27 protein-coding genes are annotated in these 19,424 nt (G+C 33.0%); 26 read left to right on the top strand and 1 reads right to left on the bottom strand.

Annotated features, from left to right (window positions below; genetic code table 11):
- The 24 genes from JOD41_RS06125 (at window position 1) to JOD41_RS06010 (ending at window position 16,639) form a co-directional block, all read left to right on the top strand.
- Window positions 1-417 (top strand): phage tail assembly chaperone, encoded by a 417-nt coding sequence (locus JOD41_RS06125; protein WP_205052035.1) that lies wholly within the window; start codon window positions 1-3, stop codon window positions 415-417.
- 169 nt (window positions 418-586) lie between these two features.
- Window positions 587-2,704, top strand: a complete 2,118-nt coding sequence (locus JOD41_RS06120; RefSeq protein WP_205052034.1) for a tape measure protein — start codon at window positions 587-589, stop codon at window positions 2,702-2,704.
- Between the two features lie 2 nt (window positions 2,705-2,706).
- Window positions 2,707-3,288 (top strand): peptidoglycan-binding LysM, encoded by a 582-nt coding sequence (locus tag JOD41_RS06115; protein ID WP_205052033.1) that lies wholly within the window; start codon window positions 2,707-2,709, stop codon window positions 3,286-3,288.
- Complete coding sequence (locus tag JOD41_RS06110) at window positions 3,285-4,775, top strand: XkdQ/YqbQ family protein (RefSeq protein ID WP_205052032.1); 1,491 nt, start codon at window positions 3,285-3,287, stop codon at window positions 4,773-4,775. Before JOD41_RS06115 ends, JOD41_RS06110 begins: the two co-directional genes overlap by 4 nt.
- Window positions 4,775-5,233 carry a hypothetical protein gene (locus tag JOD41_RS06105; protein WP_205052031.1) on the top strand — a complete coding sequence of 153 codons (459 nt, stop codon included), beginning with the start codon at window positions 4,775-4,777 and terminating at the stop codon, window positions 5,231-5,233. The genes JOD41_RS06110 and JOD41_RS06105 overlap by 1 nt, the downstream gene beginning before the upstream one ends.
- 10 nt (window positions 5,234-5,243) lie before the next feature.
- Window positions 5,244-5,669, top strand: a complete 426-nt coding sequence (locus JOD41_RS06100) for a DUF2634 domain-containing protein (RefSeq protein WP_205052030.1) — start codon at window positions 5,244-5,246, stop codon at window positions 5,667-5,669.
- Entirely contained in the window at window positions 5,662-6,798 is a 1,137-nt protein-coding gene (locus tag JOD41_RS06095; RefSeq protein ID WP_205052029.1) for a baseplate J/gp47 family protein, read from the top strand. Before JOD41_RS06100 ends, JOD41_RS06095 begins: the two co-directional genes overlap by 8 nt.
- Window positions 6,791-7,561: a hypothetical protein gene (locus JOD41_RS06090; protein WP_205052028.1), complete on the top strand. Its 771-nt coding sequence runs from the start codon at window positions 6,791-6,793 to the stop codon at window positions 7,559-7,561. Before JOD41_RS06095 ends, JOD41_RS06090 begins: the two co-directional genes overlap by 8 nt.
- A complete protein-coding gene (locus JOD41_RS06085; RefSeq protein ID WP_205052027.1) occupies window positions 7,551-9,167 on the top strand; it encodes a hypothetical protein in 1,617 nt (538 codons plus the stop codon). The genes JOD41_RS06090 and JOD41_RS06085 overlap by 11 nt, the downstream gene beginning before the upstream one ends.
- A gap of 8 nt (window positions 9,168-9,175) precedes the next feature.
- Window positions 9,176-9,358, top strand: a complete 183-nt coding sequence (locus JOD41_RS06080) for a hypothetical protein (RefSeq protein ID WP_205052026.1) — start codon at window positions 9,176-9,178, stop codon at window positions 9,356-9,358.
- 13 nt (window positions 9,359-9,371) lie between these two features.
- Window positions 9,372-10,046 (top strand): phage tail-collar fiber domain-containing protein, encoded by a 675-nt coding sequence (locus JOD41_RS06075; RefSeq protein WP_205052025.1) that lies wholly within the window; start codon window positions 9,372-9,374, stop codon window positions 10,044-10,046.
- 17 nt (window positions 10,047-10,063) lie between these two features.
- Window positions 10,064-11,467 carry a hypothetical protein gene (locus JOD41_RS06070; RefSeq protein ID WP_205052024.1) on the top strand — a complete coding sequence of 468 codons (1,404 nt, stop codon included), beginning with the start codon at window positions 10,064-10,066 and terminating at the stop codon, window positions 11,465-11,467.
- 9 nt (window positions 11,468-11,476) lie between these two features.
- Window positions 11,477-11,692 carry a hypothetical protein gene (locus JOD41_RS06065; RefSeq protein WP_205052023.1) on the top strand — a complete coding sequence of 72 codons (216 nt, stop codon included), beginning with the start codon at window positions 11,477-11,479 and terminating at the stop codon, window positions 11,690-11,692.
- Window positions 11,689-11,844 (top strand): CD1375 family protein, encoded by a 156-nt coding sequence (locus JOD41_RS06060; RefSeq protein WP_205052022.1) that lies wholly within the window; start codon window positions 11,689-11,691, stop codon window positions 11,842-11,844. Before JOD41_RS06065 ends, JOD41_RS06060 begins: the two co-directional genes overlap by 4 nt.
- Window positions 11,845-11,914: 70 nt before the next feature.
- Window positions 11,915-12,082 carry a CD1375 family protein gene (locus JOD41_RS06055; RefSeq protein WP_235777705.1) on the top strand — a complete coding sequence of 56 codons (168 nt, stop codon included), beginning with the start codon at window positions 11,915-11,917 and terminating at the stop codon, window positions 12,080-12,082.
- A gap of 51 nt (window positions 12,083-12,133) precedes the next feature.
- Window positions 12,134-12,802: a hypothetical protein gene (locus JOD41_RS06050; protein ID WP_205052020.1), complete on the top strand. Its 669-nt coding sequence runs from the start codon at window positions 12,134-12,136 to the stop codon at window positions 12,800-12,802.
- 35 nt (window positions 12,803-12,837) lie between these two features.
- Window positions 12,838-13,176 (top strand): hypothetical protein, encoded by a 339-nt coding sequence (locus tag JOD41_RS06045; RefSeq protein WP_205052019.1) that lies wholly within the window; start codon window positions 12,838-12,840, stop codon window positions 13,174-13,176.
- A 10-nt stretch (window positions 13,177-13,186) separates the two neighbouring features.
- Window positions 13,187-13,936, top strand: a complete 750-nt coding sequence (locus JOD41_RS06040; RefSeq protein ID WP_205052018.1) for an N-acetylmuramoyl-L-alanine amidase — start codon at window positions 13,187-13,189, stop codon at window positions 13,934-13,936.
- Between the two features lies 1 nt (window position 13,937).
- Entirely contained in the window at window positions 13,938-14,324 is a 387-nt protein-coding gene (locus tag JOD41_RS06035; RefSeq protein ID WP_205052017.1) for a phage holin family protein, read from the top strand.
- The gene (locus JOD41_RS06030; protein WP_205052016.1) at window positions 14,311-14,619 is read left to right on the top strand and encodes a phage holin, LLH family; all 309 of its coding nucleotides are present in this window, start codon (window positions 14,311-14,313) and stop codon (window positions 14,617-14,619) included. Before JOD41_RS06035 ends, JOD41_RS06030 begins: the two co-directional genes overlap by 14 nt.
- A 99-nt stretch (window positions 14,620-14,718) precedes the next feature.
- The gene (locus JOD41_RS06025; RefSeq protein WP_205052015.1) at window positions 14,719-14,886 is read left to right on the top strand and encodes a hypothetical protein; all 168 of its coding nucleotides are present in this window, start codon (window positions 14,719-14,721) and stop codon (window positions 14,884-14,886) included.
- Window positions 14,887-15,402: 516 nt separating this feature from the next.
- Window positions 15,403-15,909 (top strand): hypothetical protein, encoded by a 507-nt coding sequence (locus JOD41_RS06020; RefSeq protein WP_205052014.1) that lies wholly within the window; start codon window positions 15,403-15,405, stop codon window positions 15,907-15,909.
- Window positions 15,909-16,220 (top strand): hypothetical protein, encoded by a 312-nt coding sequence (locus tag JOD41_RS06015; protein WP_205052013.1) that lies wholly within the window; start codon window positions 15,909-15,911, stop codon window positions 16,218-16,220. The genes JOD41_RS06020 and JOD41_RS06015 overlap by 1 nt, the downstream gene beginning before the upstream one ends.
- Window positions 16,221-16,222: 2 nt before the next feature.
- Window positions 16,223-16,639, top strand: a complete 417-nt coding sequence (locus tag JOD41_RS06010; RefSeq protein WP_205052012.1) for a protein-export chaperone SecB — start codon at window positions 16,223-16,225, stop codon at window positions 16,637-16,639.
- A gap of 275 nt (window positions 16,640-16,914) precedes the next feature.
- Here the strand turns inward: JOD41_RS06010 and JOD41_RS06005 are convergent, their stop codons facing one another.
- Window positions 16,915-17,331, bottom strand: coding sequence for a hypothetical protein (locus JOD41_RS06005; protein ID WP_205052011.1), 417 nt, complete (start codon window positions 17,329-17,331; stop codon window positions 16,915-16,917).
- Window positions 17,332-17,378: 47 nt separating this feature from the next.
- Here JOD41_RS06005 and JOD41_RS06000 point away from each other — a divergent pair, with 47 nt between their 5' ends.
- Together JOD41_RS06000 and folP are read left to right on the top strand one after the other, a co-directional pair.
- Window positions 17,379-18,374, top strand: coding sequence for an MBL fold metallo-hydrolase (locus JOD41_RS06000; RefSeq protein WP_205052010.1), 996 nt, complete (start codon window positions 17,379-17,381; stop codon window positions 18,372-18,374).
- Between the two features lie 67 nt (window positions 18,375-18,441).
- A complete protein-coding gene (gene folP / locus JOD41_RS05995; protein ID WP_205052009.1) occupies window positions 18,442-19,416 on the top strand; it encodes a dihydropteroate synthase in 975 nt (324 codons plus the stop codon).
- Window positions 19,417-19,424 lie beyond the last annotated feature (8 nt).

The following is a 19,424-nucleotide window of genomic DNA, read 5'->3' as shown; positions in this document are numbered from 1 at the left end:
ATGAAGAAAAACTTAAATTACTTTATGCCTGAAGTGGCAAAGGGAAAAAGAGAAAACTTTGAAATAGTTGTATCAGATAGATTTGTTGATGAAGATGGGAATCCAGTAGCTTGGACTTTTAGACTTCTAAGTGCTAAGGAAATTGACGAATTAAAAAATGCTGCAATTGTTAAGAAAAATAAAAGTCTTTTAAAGGTAGATACTAAGAAACTTATTGTTGATACGATTTCAGAAACTATAATCTATCCTAATTTAAAAAGTGAAGAATTACAAAATGCCTATGGTGCAATGAATATTTCTGAACTTTTAGACAAGATGCTTGAAGGACGAGAATACGAAAGATTTACTGATAAGCTTATGAAAGCACAAGGATTTATGGATGATCCTGATGTAATTATAGGCGATGCAAAAAACTAATAAAGAGCGAGCCACTTTTAAGGTTCGCTCATAATTTATTTTGGGAAAGTAAGGGCAATATAAAAATTGAGGATTTTCTTGCCATGGATAGCGGGCTTCAAGCTATATATATGGCAAGTTTTTTATTTAGAAATGAAGAATTAGAAAAGGCTAGAAAGAAGGTGAAGAAGTGAGTTTACAAACTACAATTTCAATGATCAATAATGTAAGTCCTATTCTTTCAAATGTTATTGAGTCAATGAATATGGTTATTTCAGCAGCATATAAGTTAAATGATTCAACAGAAAATATGATTGATACATCTTCTCTTGATGCTTCTTTAAGTTCTCTTAGAAATGCTCAGGCTGAACTTGCGAATATGGAAAGTTTTACAAGTAATCTAGAAAATGAACACAGAAATTACAACAAGACAGTTAGTGAAAGTGAGGGCCTTTTAAGTGGTATTAAAGGTAAAGTTATAGGGATTGTTGGAGCTTATGCAGGTCTTCAAAGTATAAAAGCTTTTGTTGGTCTTTCTGATGAACTCACAAGTATTAACTCAAGGCTTTCTTTTATGCTTGGAGAAAGAGAAAAACTTTTTGACGTTCAGTCAAGGATTGCACAGGCTGCAAAAAATTCAAGAACCAATTATAAAAATATGGCTGATTCCGTTGCAAAGCTTACAATGCTTGCTGGTGATGCCTTTAGTGGACTTGAAGAAGCTACTAAGTTTAGTGAGATTTTAAATAAGAACTTTAAAGTTGGCGGTGCATCTGCTGAGGAACAAGCTGCCGCAATGTATCAATTAACACAGGCAATGGCTTCTGGAAGATTACAAGGGGATGAATTTGTATCAACAAGAGAAAATGCTCCTCTACTTGCACAAGCAATAGCAAAGACCATGGGTGTTACTATGGGAGAGCTAAAAGAACTTTCAAGTGATGGTAAAATTACAGCCGACGTTATTAAAAGAGCTATGTTTGAGAGTGCAGATGATATAGAGAAAAGATTTAATAAAATCCCTAAATCTTTTTCTGATTTAAAGACCGAACTCACAAATACATTGATTTTAGGTTTACAGGGACCAATGAAGAAGTTTAATAATTTTATAAATACAGACTCCTTTCAAAGATTTTTTAATAGTCTTACAAGTGGAATTATGGTGTTTTCTCACTTTCTTGTTGTGGCTCTTGATATAGGAATAAGTGGTTTTAACTTGTTGGCAAATTCTATTAATATTGTTGGACCACCTCTTATGGGTTTATTAACTATTTTTGGAATCTATAAAACCACTCTTGCAATTAATAATGGTTTAGCCTTTATTTCTTCCACTGCTCACTTCTTAATGGCAAGGGCAGTTAGTTTATATGCAATAGCTACTGGTAAGGCGACAGCTATTCAAGGTGGATTTAATGCTGCACTTTTAGCAAGTCCCTTGTTTTGGATTCCTGCAATTATCATAGGAGTCATTGGGCTTATTTATGGAATTGTAGCTGCAATTAATAAGGTAACAGGAGCTACATATAGTGCAACAGGCTTAATTGTTGGCTCAGTTCTTTGGGCTGGAGCAACAATTTTAAATATTGCCATAGGCATTATTAACGCTCTAATTCAGTTTATATACACTAGATTTGTTAGTCCTTTTATATCAATTATAGAATGGGTTTTAAATGTAGCTAAGGGCGGATTTGATTCCTTTGGTGATGCAGTTAAGAATTTAATTGGAAATATTATTTCTTGGTTTTTAGATTTAGGTAAAGTTGTAACTAAGATCATTGATGCTATTTTTGGGACTGATTGGTCCGGTGGTCTTGAAGGATTACAAAATAAAGTTCTTAGTTGGGGAAAGAATGAAGAAGCTATTACTCTTGATAGAGAAGTTCCTGAGATAAAAAGAATTGAAACTAAGGAATGGTTCAATAAAGGCTACAAGTGGGGAGAAGATAAGGTAAAGTCCATGAAAGATTTTGCATCTAATATAGTTGGACAAAAGGAACTTGAAAATAATCTTGAATCTAAAGATTTTTTAAACACTGATGCTATGACTGATCCTCTTGATGAAATTGCAGAGAATACAAAGTCCATGAATGACAAAATGAAAGATAGTGAATGGGATAACAACAACTTATCTGCTTTAAAGGGGCTTATGGAAACTAGAGCTATTAATGATTTATCAAAAGAGATTAAGCTTGAAGTATATAATCAGTTTACTGGAGATATGAAGAGTGATATTGATGCAGAAAAAATTATTGATGAAGCAAATAAAAAGTTATTAAAAGACCTTATTCTGAACATAAATGGAGGTTGATTATGAGTAAAAAACCTTATCAACTATATATTGACGGGATGGAAATTCCTATAACTCCTTCAAAAATAAAGAATAAAATAAGTGGACAGAATGATTTTTATGATCTAGTAAATGGTGAAACATATACAGTTTTAAGAAAGAGTAAGTTACAAGAATATTCTTTTTCTTTCTATGCCTTTTCAGAAGAACATGATGGCGTAGATTTATACACTCCTCAACAAGAGATTATAAAAAAGCTAGAGGAGTTAAAGAAAGAAAAGAAAATCTTTGAGTTTGTTATCTTAAGAATTACATCAGATCCTAATCTTAGAAATTCAATTTGTAAGTATATGACTCTTGAAGATTATAGCATTGATGAAGATAGTAAGATTGGAACTAATATATTAATTGATTTGACTTTAAAGGAATACCAACCCTTAAAGACTATTAAGTTAAAAGACACTGGATCTAGCACAGATAAAAGACAAGTCAATAAGATTGTAAAAACAGCTATTGCAGCAGCTCCTTTAACTATCCCAGTAGTGGCAAAAGCATTTTTTAATCCTAAAACTATTTATAAAATGGCAAAGAGGTTTAAGAAATGAAGCAGAAAGAAAAGATTTATCAAATATTTATTGCAAATAATGGAAAAATTTACCAGCCTGTAATCAAAGGAAAGGTCACTATTAAGTGGGAAAGAGGATTTAGGGCTGGTATTTTAGAATTTGATGTTGTAAAAGATGAGATTATTGATTATCAGGAAGGTAATCCTGTTAGTTTTAGTATTGATGGCAAAACTGTCTTTAAGGGATATGTTTTTAAGAAGACTAGGGATAAAAGACAAGTTATTTCTACTGTTTGTTATGACCAAATAAGGTATTTGAAATCAAGAGACACATATCAATACTCCTCTAAGTCTATGAGTGATTTATTAAAACAAATTTGTAGTGATAGAAATTTACAAGTTGGAGATATTGAAGACACCTCATATAAAATTCCTAAAAGGCTTGAAAAAAACCAAGAATATTTAAATATGGTTAAGGTTGCAAATGATATAACCATCTCTCAAACTGGGAGGATTTATACACTTTTTGATGATTGTGGGAAAATTTCTCTAAAGTCCGCTGATAAGATGATTGTAAATTGCCCAATTAGCTATGACAATATTGTAGATTTTTCTTATGAAACAAGCATTGATGATGGAACATATAATAGAGTTGTTGTTTATTTAACTGATGATGACGGTAGGCTTATAAAAAAAGTTGTGAAGCAAGATGAGAAAAACATTGCTAAGTGGGGAGTGTTAGAATACACCCTTACAACAAACAATGCAGAAGATATTGAAAATAAGGCATCACAAATTCTGGAAGTTTTAAATAGAAAGTACAGAAGCCTTTCAATAAAAGAAGCTATAGGAGATATTAGAGTTCGTGCGGGTTCTGTTATTCCTGTTGAAATGATGGCTATTGGAGATATCAATATTAATTCTTATATGCTAGTTGAAAAAGTCACTCATACTTTTTTTGATGATGCACACTATATGGATTTGGAAGTCATGAATAAGGACATTCAAAAAATTGGTGATGTTGATGGCATTATTAAGGACAAGGAAAAACAAAATAAAGAATCTAATGTAAATGATTTTAATGATATTGGAAAGGCTGTAAGAAAATCTAATAAACTTGATGGTTCAACTGAATTACAAGTAAGAGATTTACCTAAGGCTAGCAATAGGAAGATGCAGACAATAGTAAATAAAGCTGAAAGCATGATAGGAACAAGAGCTTATAAGGGAAGATGCCAAGGCTTTGTTAGAATTTGTTATGAATCTGCTGGAATACATGGTAGTGCAGGAAGTGCAAAGACTGCTGGTAATAAGTGGATTGTAAGTTCAAGCAGGGACAATATTCCTGTTGGTGCTGCAGTATATTTTAATAGTCCTTATTCACCAAAATTTGGTCATGTAGGAATTTATGTTGGCAACGGAATGATGATTGATGCGACTGACACTACTGTTAAGAAACATAAAATCGGTGGCTGGTGGAAACACTACAGAGGCTGGGGATATCAAGGAGGTGTAGTTCCTAAGTAATGAGTGATGAAATTTTCGATTTAAAGGGTGCTATTGATGAAATAGTCAATCAGAATTTAGGAAGAAGAATGAATTCTGAGATTGTTTATTGTAAGCTGATTTCTCTTGATCCTCTTGATTTTATTCCTGAAAATGATGATAAATTACACATCAAAGAAGAATATTTAGTTGTTCCTAAGTATAGACCTTTTACTAAAAAAGATTTAGGCAAGAAGTTTGTTCTCATTTCTAACGATGGAGGACAGACTTATTTTTATATGTATGAAGCATCAGAACCACAAGGATCCAATGGAATCCCTTACCACTTTGAAGGAACTCACGAGTTTATAAATGGTGAAATGAAGTGCACATTACATGGAACTTGCCCTCATGGTGATGTTGTTGTTACTCATGGAAGTGTAGAGTCATATAAGGGAAAAATTAAAGATGAGATGCACAAAAATCACATTAATGATTAGAGGTGGTTAAATGATACCAGAGTTTAACAATGAATATGAGTATGGTGATGAAATTGAAATAATTCCACAGCCTTCTTTTACTCATAAGATGTGGATAGAAGAAGAGAGGGTCAAAAATTATATTTATGATGATTTAGAAGCTTTAAGGCAGATGATTTATAAATGTATTAATACTGAAAGAGGAGTTTATCCTATTTATCCAAGCTTTGGAGTTAAGAAGGAAGATTTATTTGGCAAGAGAAAGGAATATGCTTATATAGTCTTAACTAGAAGGATCACTGATTCTTTGATGTTAGATGACAGAATTGAAGATGTTTTTGATTTTTCTTATGTAAGTGAATGGAGTAAGGAAGATAATCTTGGAATGAAATTTAAGGTTAAGACTATTTTTTCTGAAAAAACAATTGATATAGAAGAGGTGATAAGAATTGGCTAGGGGAATTTATGAACCTATCTTTGATGATAATACTTTTGAAAATGTCCTTGAAAGAAACTTAGATAGGATTCCAGATGAATTCGATAAGAGGGAAGGATCCGTTATTTATGATGCTATTGCACCAATGGCAATTGAAATTTCTCTTTTATATTCTTACTTGGATTTTCTTTTTAAAAATGCCTTTGGTGATACAGCTAATAGGTATTGGCTTATTGAAAGAGCAAAAGAAAGAGGGATTGAACCTTACAAGGCTACTAAAGCTGTTATTATTGGACGATTTGATGCAAAACTTAATATTGGCGATAGATTTTTTATAGATGATATTTATTACACAGTTTCTAAACTTCAAAAAGAAGAAAAGGAACTGTTTTTTTATGAACTCATTTGTAATGAAGAAGGATCTATTGGAAACATAGAAGGTGGTAAATTAACACCGACAAGGACTATAAGCAATCTTAATTTAGCTGAGATATATAAACTTGCAATACTTGGTGAAGATGACGAGGACACTGAAGATTTTAGAGAAAGGTATTTCGAAACTATTAAGTCTATTGCTTATGGTGGCAATATTGATGATTATAGGAAAAAAGTAAAGGCCATTGATGGTGTTGGTCTTGTGAAAGTTATTCCTGTTTGGAATGGTGGTGGGACAGTAAAATTAATTATTACTGATTCAGAATTTAAAGAGCCGACATCAGAACTTATTTCTAAAGTCCAAGAAATAATAGATCCTATACCTTTTCATCAGAAGGGAGTGGGAGTTGCTCCTATTGGTCACTATGTAACTGTAGTTGGTGCTAAGTCAAAGAAAATAAATATTACTTGTGAAATTTTAAAATCTCGAGATTCAAATTTAGAAGAAATAAAAAGAGAGATAGAAAAAGATGTAGAGGAATATTTTAAGACTCAAAGGAAAAAGTGGGCAACTTATGAGAAAGTAGATTCTAATATTTATGTTGAAAATGATATTAGATTAGCAAAAATAACTAGCATAGTTTTAAATGTGGCTGATGTTATTGACTATGAAACAATTAAGTTTACCGATACAGATAAAAAAATATTTGGGCTTTCTGAAGAGGAACTTCCTGTATTAGGGGACGTTATTGTTACAGAGGTTAGAAATGGATAAGAAATTTAATGTTGATGTAAATAATGTCAATCTCCATGAGCTTGAAGATGTGATTTCTATAAATCGCGATGTTGATGTAGGTAGGCACCTGCCACAGGATATTATTGGGAAAGGTGCTGAATTTACTAATATAAGAGTTAGAGAAAACATTGAACTTTCTAATCTTTGGGCGAAATTTAATTCTTTAATGGAAAATTTATATATTGGATCAGCAGATAAACTTGGACTAAGTGCTTATAAAAAGTTAATTGATGATGAGAATATAAAGGGTGATCTGGAAGACCAGAGAAAAAAGATTTATGCCCTTTGGAATATGGCCAGAATTTGGACCCACAGAACCTTTGAAGAGTGGTTAGATTTATATTTAGGCAAGGGAAATTATATTTTATCTTTTGACTATGATAAATATGGAATTGAGATACTGGTAAATATAAAAGAATCATTGAACTTAGAACTTGATGATTTTCAAAAGAAGGCTAGAGATATTATTCCTGCTAACTTGACACAATTTATAAGAATTAAGTTTATTAGAGACCAGAAAATATTTTATGGAATGTATGGGCAAAAAGCCAAGAAGATTACTATTATGGCAGTTAAGCCTGAGGACAGGGTCTTTAATTTATCTACTTATTATGGAATTGGCCAGGTAAGAAAGAGGCTTAAGAGAAGGGCAAGAATGCCTGATGTGTGGACTGTGGATGATGTGGGAATGATGAAGGAAATTGAAGACGGAAGCGAGGTGGACATGAAGTATGACAGATAATTTAAGGGACTTACCTGTGAGCAGGACTTTAAAGGACAAGTGGCTCTTATCCTGGGATGAAACGCAGCAAAAATTTGCAAGAGTATCTCCAAAGATGCTGACTTCAACTATTTACACAGAAGATGGGACTCCTCTTGATGAACTTTTAAAGGTTACACCTTCTGAACTTGCCAAGATGGTTGAAGATATTCTGGAAGGGGCTCCTGAAGCTTATAATACTTTCTTGGAAGTATCTCAAGCTCTTGAAAGCAACAAGGATTCCATAACTGAAATTTTTAGAGAGATTTCTAAGAGGATTGTAAGGCCCGATGGTGGGAAAACAAGTCAAGTTTTAAAGCTTGATGATAAGGGCAAGCTTGTCTTTGCTGATGACCAAGACACCATTTATGAGCATCCTGCCAAACACTCAGCTGACATTATTGAGACTAACGAGAATAGAAGGTTTGTTAGTGAAAAGGAAAAGACAGCCTGGAACAATAAATTAGATAAGGATAGCTTACTTAATGAAAATAAGATTTTTTTGCAGGACCAGGAGGCTTTATTAAAAGACTTTTTGGAAGAAATATTAAAGTTTAATGCTTCTATTAAAGATTCAATTGGGAATTCAAATGGGATGGCAAGTCTTGACGGAAATGCAAAAGTTCCCCTAAGTCAATTGCCTGATGAGGCCTTGAGAGACACTACCTATGATCTAAGTCCTTATGCAAAAACAAAGGATATTGAAAAAACTTATGCAGAAATTGCAGCTTTAAATACCTTGAAGGATGCTATTGAAGAGAAACTGGAAGCTTATAGCAAGAAAGTGGACTTAGATAAATTCAATAAGTCTATAAATGCAGAATTAGACAAGAAGGAAGATACAATCCACAGGGGTGCTGCCAATGGTTATGCTTCTCTTAATGAGCTTGGAAAGGTTCCTAAGGAACAGCTTCCCGAAGAGGCCATTAAGGTCTATGATTTAAATCCTTATGCAAAGACAGAAGATGTGAAAAAGACTTATGCAACTAAGGAAGAAGTTGTTGCAGGGAAGCTTGATTACACTCCTGAAGATGTGTCAAATAAAGGAAGGGCAGGAGGTTATGCAAGCTTGGGAAATGACGGAAAAGTCCCATCTTCACAACTTCCTTCTTATGTTGATGATGTTTTAGAGTTTGCTTCAAAAAGTAAATTCCCGAGCCCTGGTGAGCAAGGAAAGATTTATGTGGACCTTGCTAGTGAAAATATTTATAGGTGGTCAGGGTCTACTTACACAGAAATTTCTCCGTCTTTAATTACTCAAGCTGACATAGAAAAGCTGAGAAATATTGAAGAAGGGGCACAGAAAAACAATGTAACTGGAGATATGATTTCTAAATGGAATAACAAGTGGGATTCTGCTTATGGTAAAGACTTATCTAGGGGTAAGACTAGGGGATATAAGACTTCTAGCTTGTGGCTTGCTTTATCTAATTCAAGAGACCTTGAGGACTGGATTGGGGACCTTTGTCAAAGGACTGAAGAACTAAAAGAAGAGCTTGCAAAGAAGCCAGATGTGGTTGAAATGAGTCTCGCTGACTATGAGGCACTAGAGACAAAGAAGCCCAACACTATTTATGCCATAGATTAGGTGGTTGCATGGATTTTAGAGGTAAAAAACAAGTAATTATAAATGGGAAGACAAAGAGTAAGCTCTTTTATGAGGGGCAAGTTATTTGGTCTAGGATGAGAAGTGATTTTTCTGTAAATTTAAAAAATTTAAGAGAAGATGAAGACTTTGAGGGCCTATATGATGAGAGAAAGCAGGCATTGAGAGTATGAGAAAGGAAGAATTATGCAAAGAGGACGTTATTATTTAACGGAAGCAGGCAGGGACCTGTTGACACTTTGTCAAATAGGGATAGAGTTGCGATTTACAAAAGTTTCTGTGGGTGATGGAACAATTACAAGTACAGAAGAACTTTTAAAAATGGAAGAACTTAAGCACGAACTTTATGAGGCTACAATGACTGGAATAAAGGCTAATGGTGATGGGACAAGTACAATTTCTGTTAGCCTATCCAATGATGGGGTCAAGGAAGGATTTCTTTTAAAGGAACTAGGACTATATGCACAAGATCCAAGGAAGGGAGAAATTCTATATGCTGTTGCTTATTATGACCAATATAGTGACTACATTCCTGTTCACAACCAAGAGATGGTTGAGATTATGATGGATATTATAGTTGTGGTTTCTAATGTTGAAAATGTGACTATAAACATTGATAGGTCAATGACCTTTGTTACTTGGGAAGAGTACTGGGACCTTGCTGGCAGAGGAAGGACAAGCCAAACAGTCAAAGGGAACTGGGATCTCATCCAGGATTTAAAATTACAATTAGCTGCTCAAAGTACTCAAATTGGGACTGGTGTTAATACTAATAGGTTCCAAGTGCAGTTTAAGTTATTAACTGGAGAAGAAGAGTTCGAGGGTGTCTATGATAGCAAGATGGCTAGATTTGTGATTTAAGAAAGGAGTGATAGAAGATGACAACTTATAAATGGGGGAAGTTTGAGAAAAAGAGCTTTAAATCAGGATATGAGGAAGAGTATTTAGGCTATTTTAGTAGAATGGGGATTCGAAATGGTGATCCTTGGCAAAAAATTCTAGGTATTGGGTATTATAAGGGACAATTCTGTTATTGTGCAGGAGACAGCGATATTGATTATAGAGAGAAATTATTTGAGAGCAAATATATACCTGGTTGCATATTAGCTATTAGTGATGAGTATAGAGGCGGATTACCATATAAGGCTGATTTTTTAGAATTTGGCACTTTTAATGGAGATTATCATAAATCTAATTTTAGGATAGTTAATGGACAGGTTGAAAAAAGTGGTAGTTCAAAAGGGCCCAGTGAATATATAAGCGGTGACGTATATTATATAAAAGATAAAATCACATACAATAGAGGCTCAAGACTTGATACTGTAACCTCAACTAATAGAAATGCTTATCCTAATGACGGAAAGAGTGGAAGCTACTGGTACGTTTACGAGGGTATTGCAAATCAAGAACCTACTATTTCAGGACAAGACGAAGACTGGGGTGGTTATAAGCAAGCCTTTAAGAGATACTATTCTGTTGATGATGGGGATAGTGGTCAACAATTAAATGTGACTGTTACTCTAAATGGAGTTACTATTGCATCAGTAAATAATGCAACAAGAAAATCTGACTACCCAATTGATATTGATGATAGTAAGTTCAATGCCTTAACTTTAAATGAGCAAAACACAATAGAAATTACAGTTACTGATTCTAGCGGTGCCACTGCAGTTAGAAGATATACCTTTAAGAGGATAAACACTGCTCCAGTGGTGACAATGACAAATGCTCATTATGGTGAACAAAACAAGCCTTTTACAATAAACTTTGAAGCAGCAGATCCTGACGGAGATGAAATCACTGCAAAATTATTTATAGACGATGTGCAAATAAAGGACCTTGGAACAATCAAAGGCAAGCAAAGTGTGACAATACCAAAGATTGATTTTGCGAAAATTCCTAATGGAGAACACAAGATAAGGGTAGAAGCTAAAGATTCTTACAATGCAGTTGGTGTAGGCTATGCTGACTTTAGCAAGAATTTAACCTATGCCTGGTATAGGCTTAAAAAAGAACTATCAGAGCAGCCTTCTGCGGTAATTGTAAATCCTTTAGCAGAACTTGCACCTGGGGCAAAGATGACTATAAAGGTATGCTCCAATGTAATGGATGCTCAGCCAACTTGGGAAACTGTTCCAGAGGAATTATATGGGCAAAAATATAATTTTAGGAATACATCGAAGACAGCTGCCAAGTGGGGAGTTGGTGTTGAAATTAGGATTGATAAAGAAAAGGCAACTGAAGAGTTCTATCTTTACGGATTCGTTGGAGCCTACATGTAGGAGGGAAATATGTTTGAATTTATAAACGAGAAGTCTCTAAAGGAATTGAGAGAAGCTGAAGATGTGCCTAAGGAAATTTTAAAGGGGATTGAAAGTATTAATGATTCGAACCTTGCCTTGGCTGAAGCTGTAGCCACAAATTATGAAACGAATTTGGAAAGAGCAGAGAAAACAGATGAAGTTTTAGCAACAATTTATGAAACTATTTTAGGAGGTCAAGCATGATTGATTTATATGTGGGATTAGTTATTAGAGGAAAGAGAACTTGTGATGTTAAGAACAAGGAAGTTAAGTTAGTTCCTGCAAATTTAAGGGATGCAGTCATAGAAGAACTTAAAAATCAAGGATATGATGAGAATGGTAAGAAAATCAAATAGTGTATTAATTGGATTTGCAGTAGCAAGTCTTTTTTTATACAAATTTTTTGCTAGGAAAGGAGGTGTAAGTATGTTAGATCTTTATGTAGGTTTAGTTTCTCGTCAAAGAAGGACTTGTAATCCTGAAAATAAAAAGGTAAGACAAGTGCCAAAGATTTGGAGAGATGCAGTCTTAGAAGACTTAAAGGCTTTAGGACTTGATGCTGATGGCATGCCAGTAAAAATGGAAGAAGAATAATTATTATAAGTTACTCTCCTTGATATAATAGTATTGAGGAGAGTGATAATTTTGGATATTTCATTTGATTTGAATAGCATAATAGGTGCATTGTTAGCAGCTTCAATTCCAATATATGTTAGTTATAAGCAAATAAAAGGTCAAAGAGCATTGGAAAAAGAAATGTTTTTTAGACAAGAAAAAATTAAATATATAAACTTCTTGATTGGTGAGGGCCAATTATTAAATCACGAATTATATTATTTAACAGAAGAATTGAGTAGAGTATTTAAAGAAGGAGTTTCTGAACATAGTATTAAAAATTTTAAGGAAAGCTTAAGGCTTAAGAGATACAATGAATTAAGAAATTTTGGAAGAAGTATTGTAGGATATTCGTTTGATGAAGACGAAGTAGACATAATGAATGAAATGGAAATCAATAAATTGAGTGAATTATTTGTTTCAAATTTTACTGTATTGAATATTTTTTTCAATTCACTTTTTGATTTTTGGGATTTTGATAACTTAAAATCAGAAAAAAACTTAACTAGATATTATGATTTAAGCGGTCAGGCTTACAAGCTTATGCGTATAGTAGAAACGATAGTTTTTAGATTAGAACAATTGAATGCCTATAACTTGAATAAGATGACCTATTATAGTGACAACGAGTATTATATGGAAAAGATAAAACAAAAAATTATACGAAATATAATAGAAGACAAGAAGAACTACGGATAAGTGGTTCTTTTTTAATGCAAAAAAGAGGGTGACATATGGATCAAGATATAAGAGATAAATTTACTGAACTAGAGAAAAAGGTAGACAGCGTTGATTTAAAAACAGATAAGACCAATGAGAGAATTAATAAGGTGGAAGCTAGACTCTATGATTCAGAAACAAATATAAAAATAATTCAAACAACTATGAACTTGATTCTTAATGACACCAAAGAAATAAAAGGTGACATAAAAGAAATTAAAAAGAATAGGGAAGAAGACCACTTCGTTAGACCTATAGAGAAATCAGAAAAGCTGCGAAATCAAATTTTTGGTGTAGTAATAGGAATTCTGGTTAGCGGTTTTGTCGTATATCTCTTCCCGATGCTTAAATAGGAGGTGGAAGATGTTAGAGTTTAAATTTATGCCGATTAAATATAACTATTCCAGTAGAAAAGGCAAGAAAGTCCAATTTTTAGTTATCCATGACACTGGTAATTCTGGAAGAGGAGCCAACGCTTTTAATCACTTTAAGTTTTTTGGTGGTGGAAATAGGAATGCAAGTGCCCATTATTTTGTAGATGACCATGAGATAGTGCAAATTATTGGAGATAGCTTTTCTTCTTGGCATTGTGGAGATAATCAAGGTCATGGTAGGGCTTTAAATGGTGTTAGGAACTGCACTTCAATTGGGATTGAACTTTGTATAAATTCAGATGGAGATTATCAGAAGGCTTATGAAAATTTAGTAGAGTTAGTTAAAAATCTCAGGGTTAAATTTAATATTCCTATAAAAAATGTTTGTAGGCACTATGATGTTTCCAGGAAAAGATGTCCTGGAACTTTTTTTACAAAAAATCTTTGGGAAAAGTTTCTAAAGGATGTTCAAGAGCCTATAAAGATAAAATTGGATTTATCAAAGTCCAGTGTTGGTGTACCTGTGCAAGAAAAGGCACTTAAGGAAAGGATTGATAAAGTTATGGATCAAATATTAAAATCCGACAAGGTAAAAATAAATTACAACGGCAAGGAGATTAACTTGCGAGGTAAAAATATTCAAGGTACTAATTATGTATCTATAAGAGACCTTGCAGAAGCCTTAAATTTACAAGTTGGTTGGAATCAAGAAAAACAAACTGTTGAATTGAGGGGATAGGATGCAAGACTTAGTCTTTAGTTTAAAGGAATATTTAAGTCCTGAACTGGTCTTTATGATTCCTGTGCTTGTTGTGATAGGGAAAGCTTTAAAGAAGTCCAATAGAATAAGTGATAGTCTAATACCTACAATTTTATCTATTGTAGGTATTCCTATTGCCTTAGTGACAAGCCTTGCCAATCGAATGGATCCCATGAATAGCATTCAAATTGTTGTTTGGATCCTCATGAGTATTGGTCAAGGAGTTTTTCTTGGTGCAACAGCTGTGGGAGTGCATCAGTTTTTTAAGCAACATACTGAATTTAAAAATCTTAAAGACTGGGAAATGAAAGAGGACCTAATTAAGGAATTTAAAGAATCTATGGAGGATAGAAATGAATGCAAGTAATATTTTTTATGTAGTTTTATCAATTGTATCTGTGCTAATCACTGGTGTCTTGGTGCCTCTCTTAAAACAAAAATACGGCAAAGAAAAAATTGTTAATGTAATGGAAGCAGTTGACATAGCAGTAAAGGCAGCTGAGCAAATATACACAAAGGCAGGCCAAGGACAATTAAAGAAACAATATGTCTTGATGAGGTTAAACGAACAAGGTATAAAATTAAGTGAGAAAGAACTTGATGACATGATAGAAGCTTCGGTTCTTGAATTAAATCGTTGGAAAATGGAAATTGCTAAATGATTTTATGAAATGAAACTTTCAATAAGATATAAGCCTAGGTGTTATGATAGGCCTTGGCTTATAAAAAGAGTTAACGGAAAATACGGATAGCATGCACACATGCGGAGAAAAAAAGATGCCTTTAAACTTAGAAATCTGTTGGATAAAAACCTTATGCCTTATAGTGAAGAATTTAAAACTGCTGCAAAGAGATTACTCAGTGAAAAAGAGTATAAAAATCTTGAAAACAGAAGTAATAAGGCATATAAAGGTATTAAGAAAAAATAAAAAGGCTTATATGAGCCTTGTAGAACCTTGACCTTGTAAGTGTGATGTTGACTGGGTTTAAGGCTTTGATATGTACGATTATAACTTTTTTATAAAACTTAGAATTTTAAATGTTTGTAACGCTTTTAATATACAGCCTAGGGATCTAACCTAGGCTTTTTTTATTGCAAAAAAATAGGGACAGTTGTTACTGTCCCTATAATAATAAATTACAAAAGGTAGGTAGTCCATTGGAGGCCTGCCCACAATTAAATAATAGCAAATGTTCTAAAAGAACACAAGTTCTTTTTAATTTTTCTCTAAAATTATGTAATGTAGCTTTCCCGCCTAAAGTCCCAACCTGATTTTTTAATGTATTAGGTTAATAAAAGTAGGGTATATAAATTATACAGCTAATAAATTAAAAATGTTGATAACTATTTTTAGTTATCAACAGTATTTTTTGATTATTTGTGATATTATAATAACACTTATGCTTGAATTTAAGCATAAAATAAATGAATTAAAGTGATTTGAATGCAGACATATAATGTATATCATGCTACAACAAAAGAAAAAGGTAGTGGTATTTTAAAATCTGGTGAATTTATATGTAGTAAAGGTAAGTATGAGTGGTTGGGTCATGGAGTTTATTTCTGGAAGAATAAATACACAGCTACAGATTTTTGGCCCAAGGCGAGAAAAATAGATGTTGAGGAAGCCTGCATTTTAAAAGCAGATTTAATTGTTAATAGTTCCTTGGTTTTAGATCTTGATGAAGAAGATCAATATGTGAACTTTATAACATTTTGTAAAGATTTAAAATCTGAGCTTATTGCTAAAAATAAGTATATACCATTAAAAAATGAAAAAGAGAAATGGTGTTTTTATTCCAATTATTTTAAGAAAAGATATGAGATTGCATTATTTATTAGAACTTTTCCTGGATATGGGCAAAGTGATGTGTATAGTGTCAATAGAAAACAATTTTGTGTAACCGAAGATTTTAAATCTATAATAAAAAATATTAAGGAGGTTGTATGATGTTTTATAAGAAAGGCGACAATATATATGATGAAGCCATATTAAATGAAGTTTGTGAATATATGGGCATCTATCCAACCGAAGAGTTTCAAGACTATTTTGTTAAAGATACTATGGAACTTGTAGATACTGTTTTTTCTCAAAATTCAAAATTTAATGTAAAGTATGTTGAAAATAGGAGTTTAAAATACGATAGCTCTGTGACTAAGACAAAACATTATACTATTGATAAGAAATCTTATAGTACTTCAAATTTTTATCTTGATAATAAAAAACTATATGAGAATAAATTATTTGTTGAGGCGGCATAATTATGGAAAGTAAAATAAAAGGAAAAATTAGTTTTGAAGAATATAGGGTTCTTGAAATTAATTATAAACTTAATACCGAATTTGATTCCGAAGAATCATTAATGATATCTTTTGAATTAGGACATGATTTTCAAATTTTTGAAAATGGTATGACAGTTCAGATGGGAGTCAATATTTTTGAGGACTCTGAAGAAAATAAGTATCCGTTTGAAATGAATGTAAATTTAGAAGGTTTATTTTCATTTGAAGGTGATGTAGATGGTGAAAAATTCTTAGCTAATGCTTTAGCCATATTATACCCTTATATCAGAGCGATAGTTTCATCTTATACTTCGTTAGCAAATATACCTCCGTTAACTTTGCCAACTATTAATGTACAACAGTATTTGAGAGATGCAGAGAATATCAAAAGTAAATAATTATCTAAAAGCCTTAAAGATTTACATGAATTTTTAAGGCTTTTTATGTAATGTAGCTTTCCCACTTATAGTCCCCACCTATTCAATTATAAAGTTGTATTAAATAGGTATTTTAAGCGGTTTGATATTATAAACATATCGGGTTCGACTCCCACCGCCTCCACCAAAAATTTTATTTAAAGTCATTCATGCTTATGGATGGCTTTTTATTTTTGTAAAAATTTCTTTCTCTAAAAATTTGCAATAAAAAAAAGAGACTCCCGCCTCTTAATTTTTTAGCTTGATTGTAGTAGTTCTTCATACATCTTTATTAATTCTTCTGGTATGACAAAGTTAAAATAAGTGCCGGATTTTGATAGAAATAAATACATCAGTCCCAATGATGTGAATTTTTTCATATTTACATAGACATTTTCATCAGAATAATCTACGGCGCCATTATAAAAATCGTAAAAGGACTTGTGCTCTTTTTCGTCAAAGTTCATGAGGGTATTTTTAAATTCGCTGGTAATTTTTTTATGTATTTCCTCTACTTCTTCTACTAGGCTTAGTCCAGAAAGGTCCAAATCATAGGAAGATGCTATTAGCATTCTTTGCTCAGCGTCTAAACTTTCTATTATAGGGTATAATTTATCAACAGGCAGTTTGTTAATGGTTTCAACTTTAAAAAGTTTTAATAAAAAATCGCTCATAATTCACCTCGTATTTATTATACATGAAATGAGCTAAAGGAGGAAATATGTCTAGTATTAAAAAGCTAAGTGAAGGTGTTTATTGTAAAATTATTCCCCTAAAGGGAAATCCCTTAAAGAGCATAAATATTTACATGGTAAAGTCCAGGGGCGAGGCTTTAATTGTTGACACAGGCTTTAACACTGAAGAAATCAGAAATGAAATGTTATCTTTTATAAAAGATATGGAAATTGATTTAAAGAGGACAAAGTTATTTTTAACTCATCTGCATTCTGACCACACAGGACTTGCAACTTGGTTTCATGAAGAACTTGGCGTGGAAATTTATATGGGAGACATTGACTACAGAATGATGTCATCTATGGCTGATGCAAATTCTAAAAGGTGGAAGGATGTCATGGCGACAACTCACCTTCAAGGACTCGATGAAGATAATTTAAAAATTGAAGAACACTCAGGCTTTCTGTATAGACCAAAGGCAGAATTCCCCTATATTTCTTTTAACCCTGATTACACCCTAAAAATCGGCGACTTTACTTTTAAGGGCATGGATTTTTCTGGTCACACTCCAGGCATGGTTGGTCTTTATGAAAAGGAAAGAAAAATTTTATTTTGTGGCGACCATATTTTGGGAGACATTACTCCAAATATTACTTTTTGGAATTTTACTGTAGGCGATAGTCTTGGCAGATATCTTAAAAATATTGAGAAAGTAAAAAATCTTCCAATTGATCATCTGTATTCATCTCACAGAGCTCTTGTTGATGATGTGCCAAAGAGGATTGACGAACTAAAAGCACATCACAAGCATAGAATTGATGAAGCCTTAAAGACTTTAGAGGACAAGGGCAAATGCACAGTAAGAGATATTGCCATGAATATGACTTGGGACATGAGGGCAAGAGACTTTTCTGAATTTCCAAATACGCAAAAGTTTTTTGCAGCAGGAGAAGCTCACGCCCACCTCGAACACCTAAGGGCATTAGGCAAGGCTGATTTTGAAATAGATGAAGATGGAGTTTTATGGTATTACGCGACATGATTTTTATTTGATTTATAAGTCCATTAGACATAAAATTAATATGAAAAATAAAAAAATGGAGTGAAAAATGAATAATTTAATTTGTAAGTATAAAGATAAGATTTTAGAAAGCGGCAAGGAAACAATTTTATGTGGCATAGTAAATGTTACGCCAGATTCTTTTTCTGACGGCGGCATGTGGTATGGCAAAGACAAGGCTATTAAGAGGGCAATGGATCTTATTGATGCCGGCGCAAAAATGATTGACCTCGGCGGTGAATCCACAAGACCAGGTTCCCATTATGTTGAAATTGAAGAAGAAATTAGTAGGGTTGTGCCAGTTATAAAAGAATTAAAAACTATGACAGATGTGCCTCTATCTATTGATACATGGAAGGCTGATGTTGCAAAGGCAGCAATAGAAGCAGGCGTTGACTTTGTAAATGACATCACAGGTTTTTTAGGGGATCCAAAAATGGCTGAAGTGGTAGGAAAAAGTGATGTTGGTGCAATTTTAATGTTTAATCCAAAAATTGCAAGACCAAATCACAAATCATCTGCCAACTTCCCATCTTTTGGTGGCGAAGGAGCCTTTACTGATGATGAATTAAAATCCTTTGAAGATATGGATATTATTGAAGTCATGAAAAAATACCTAGAAAAATCACTTGAAAGGGCAGAAAAAAATGGCGTGACAAGAGATAGAATTATGCTTGACCCAGGTATTGGCTTTGCCCTAACAAAAAAGGAAAATTTAAAATTAATAGATAAAATTGACGCCATAAGAGAAATGGGCTGCTTCACATTTTTAGGAGTATCAAGAAAGAGATTTATCACAAATATTTTGACAGAAAATAATATTGACGCTGACGGAAATAATGAGGAAGGCTTTGAAAATAGAGACGAAGCATCAGCTGCTCTTACAACTATAGCAGCCTATAAGGGTGTAGAAGTTCTAAGAGTCCACACAATGAAGCATCACAGACTTGCAAAACTTGTTGCAGATTCTGTAAGACAAAATGAAGTTATAGAAGATGTGAATTTCAAACCTTATTCACTTTAAATTATTTT

This window comes from Peptoniphilus gorbachii, from assembly GCF_016908115.1.
GTDB lineage: Bacteria > Bacillota > Clostridia > Tissierellales > Peptoniphilaceae > Peptoniphilus_A > Peptoniphilus_A gorbachii.
This window is presented reverse-complemented; position numbering and strand designations above follow the sequence as displayed.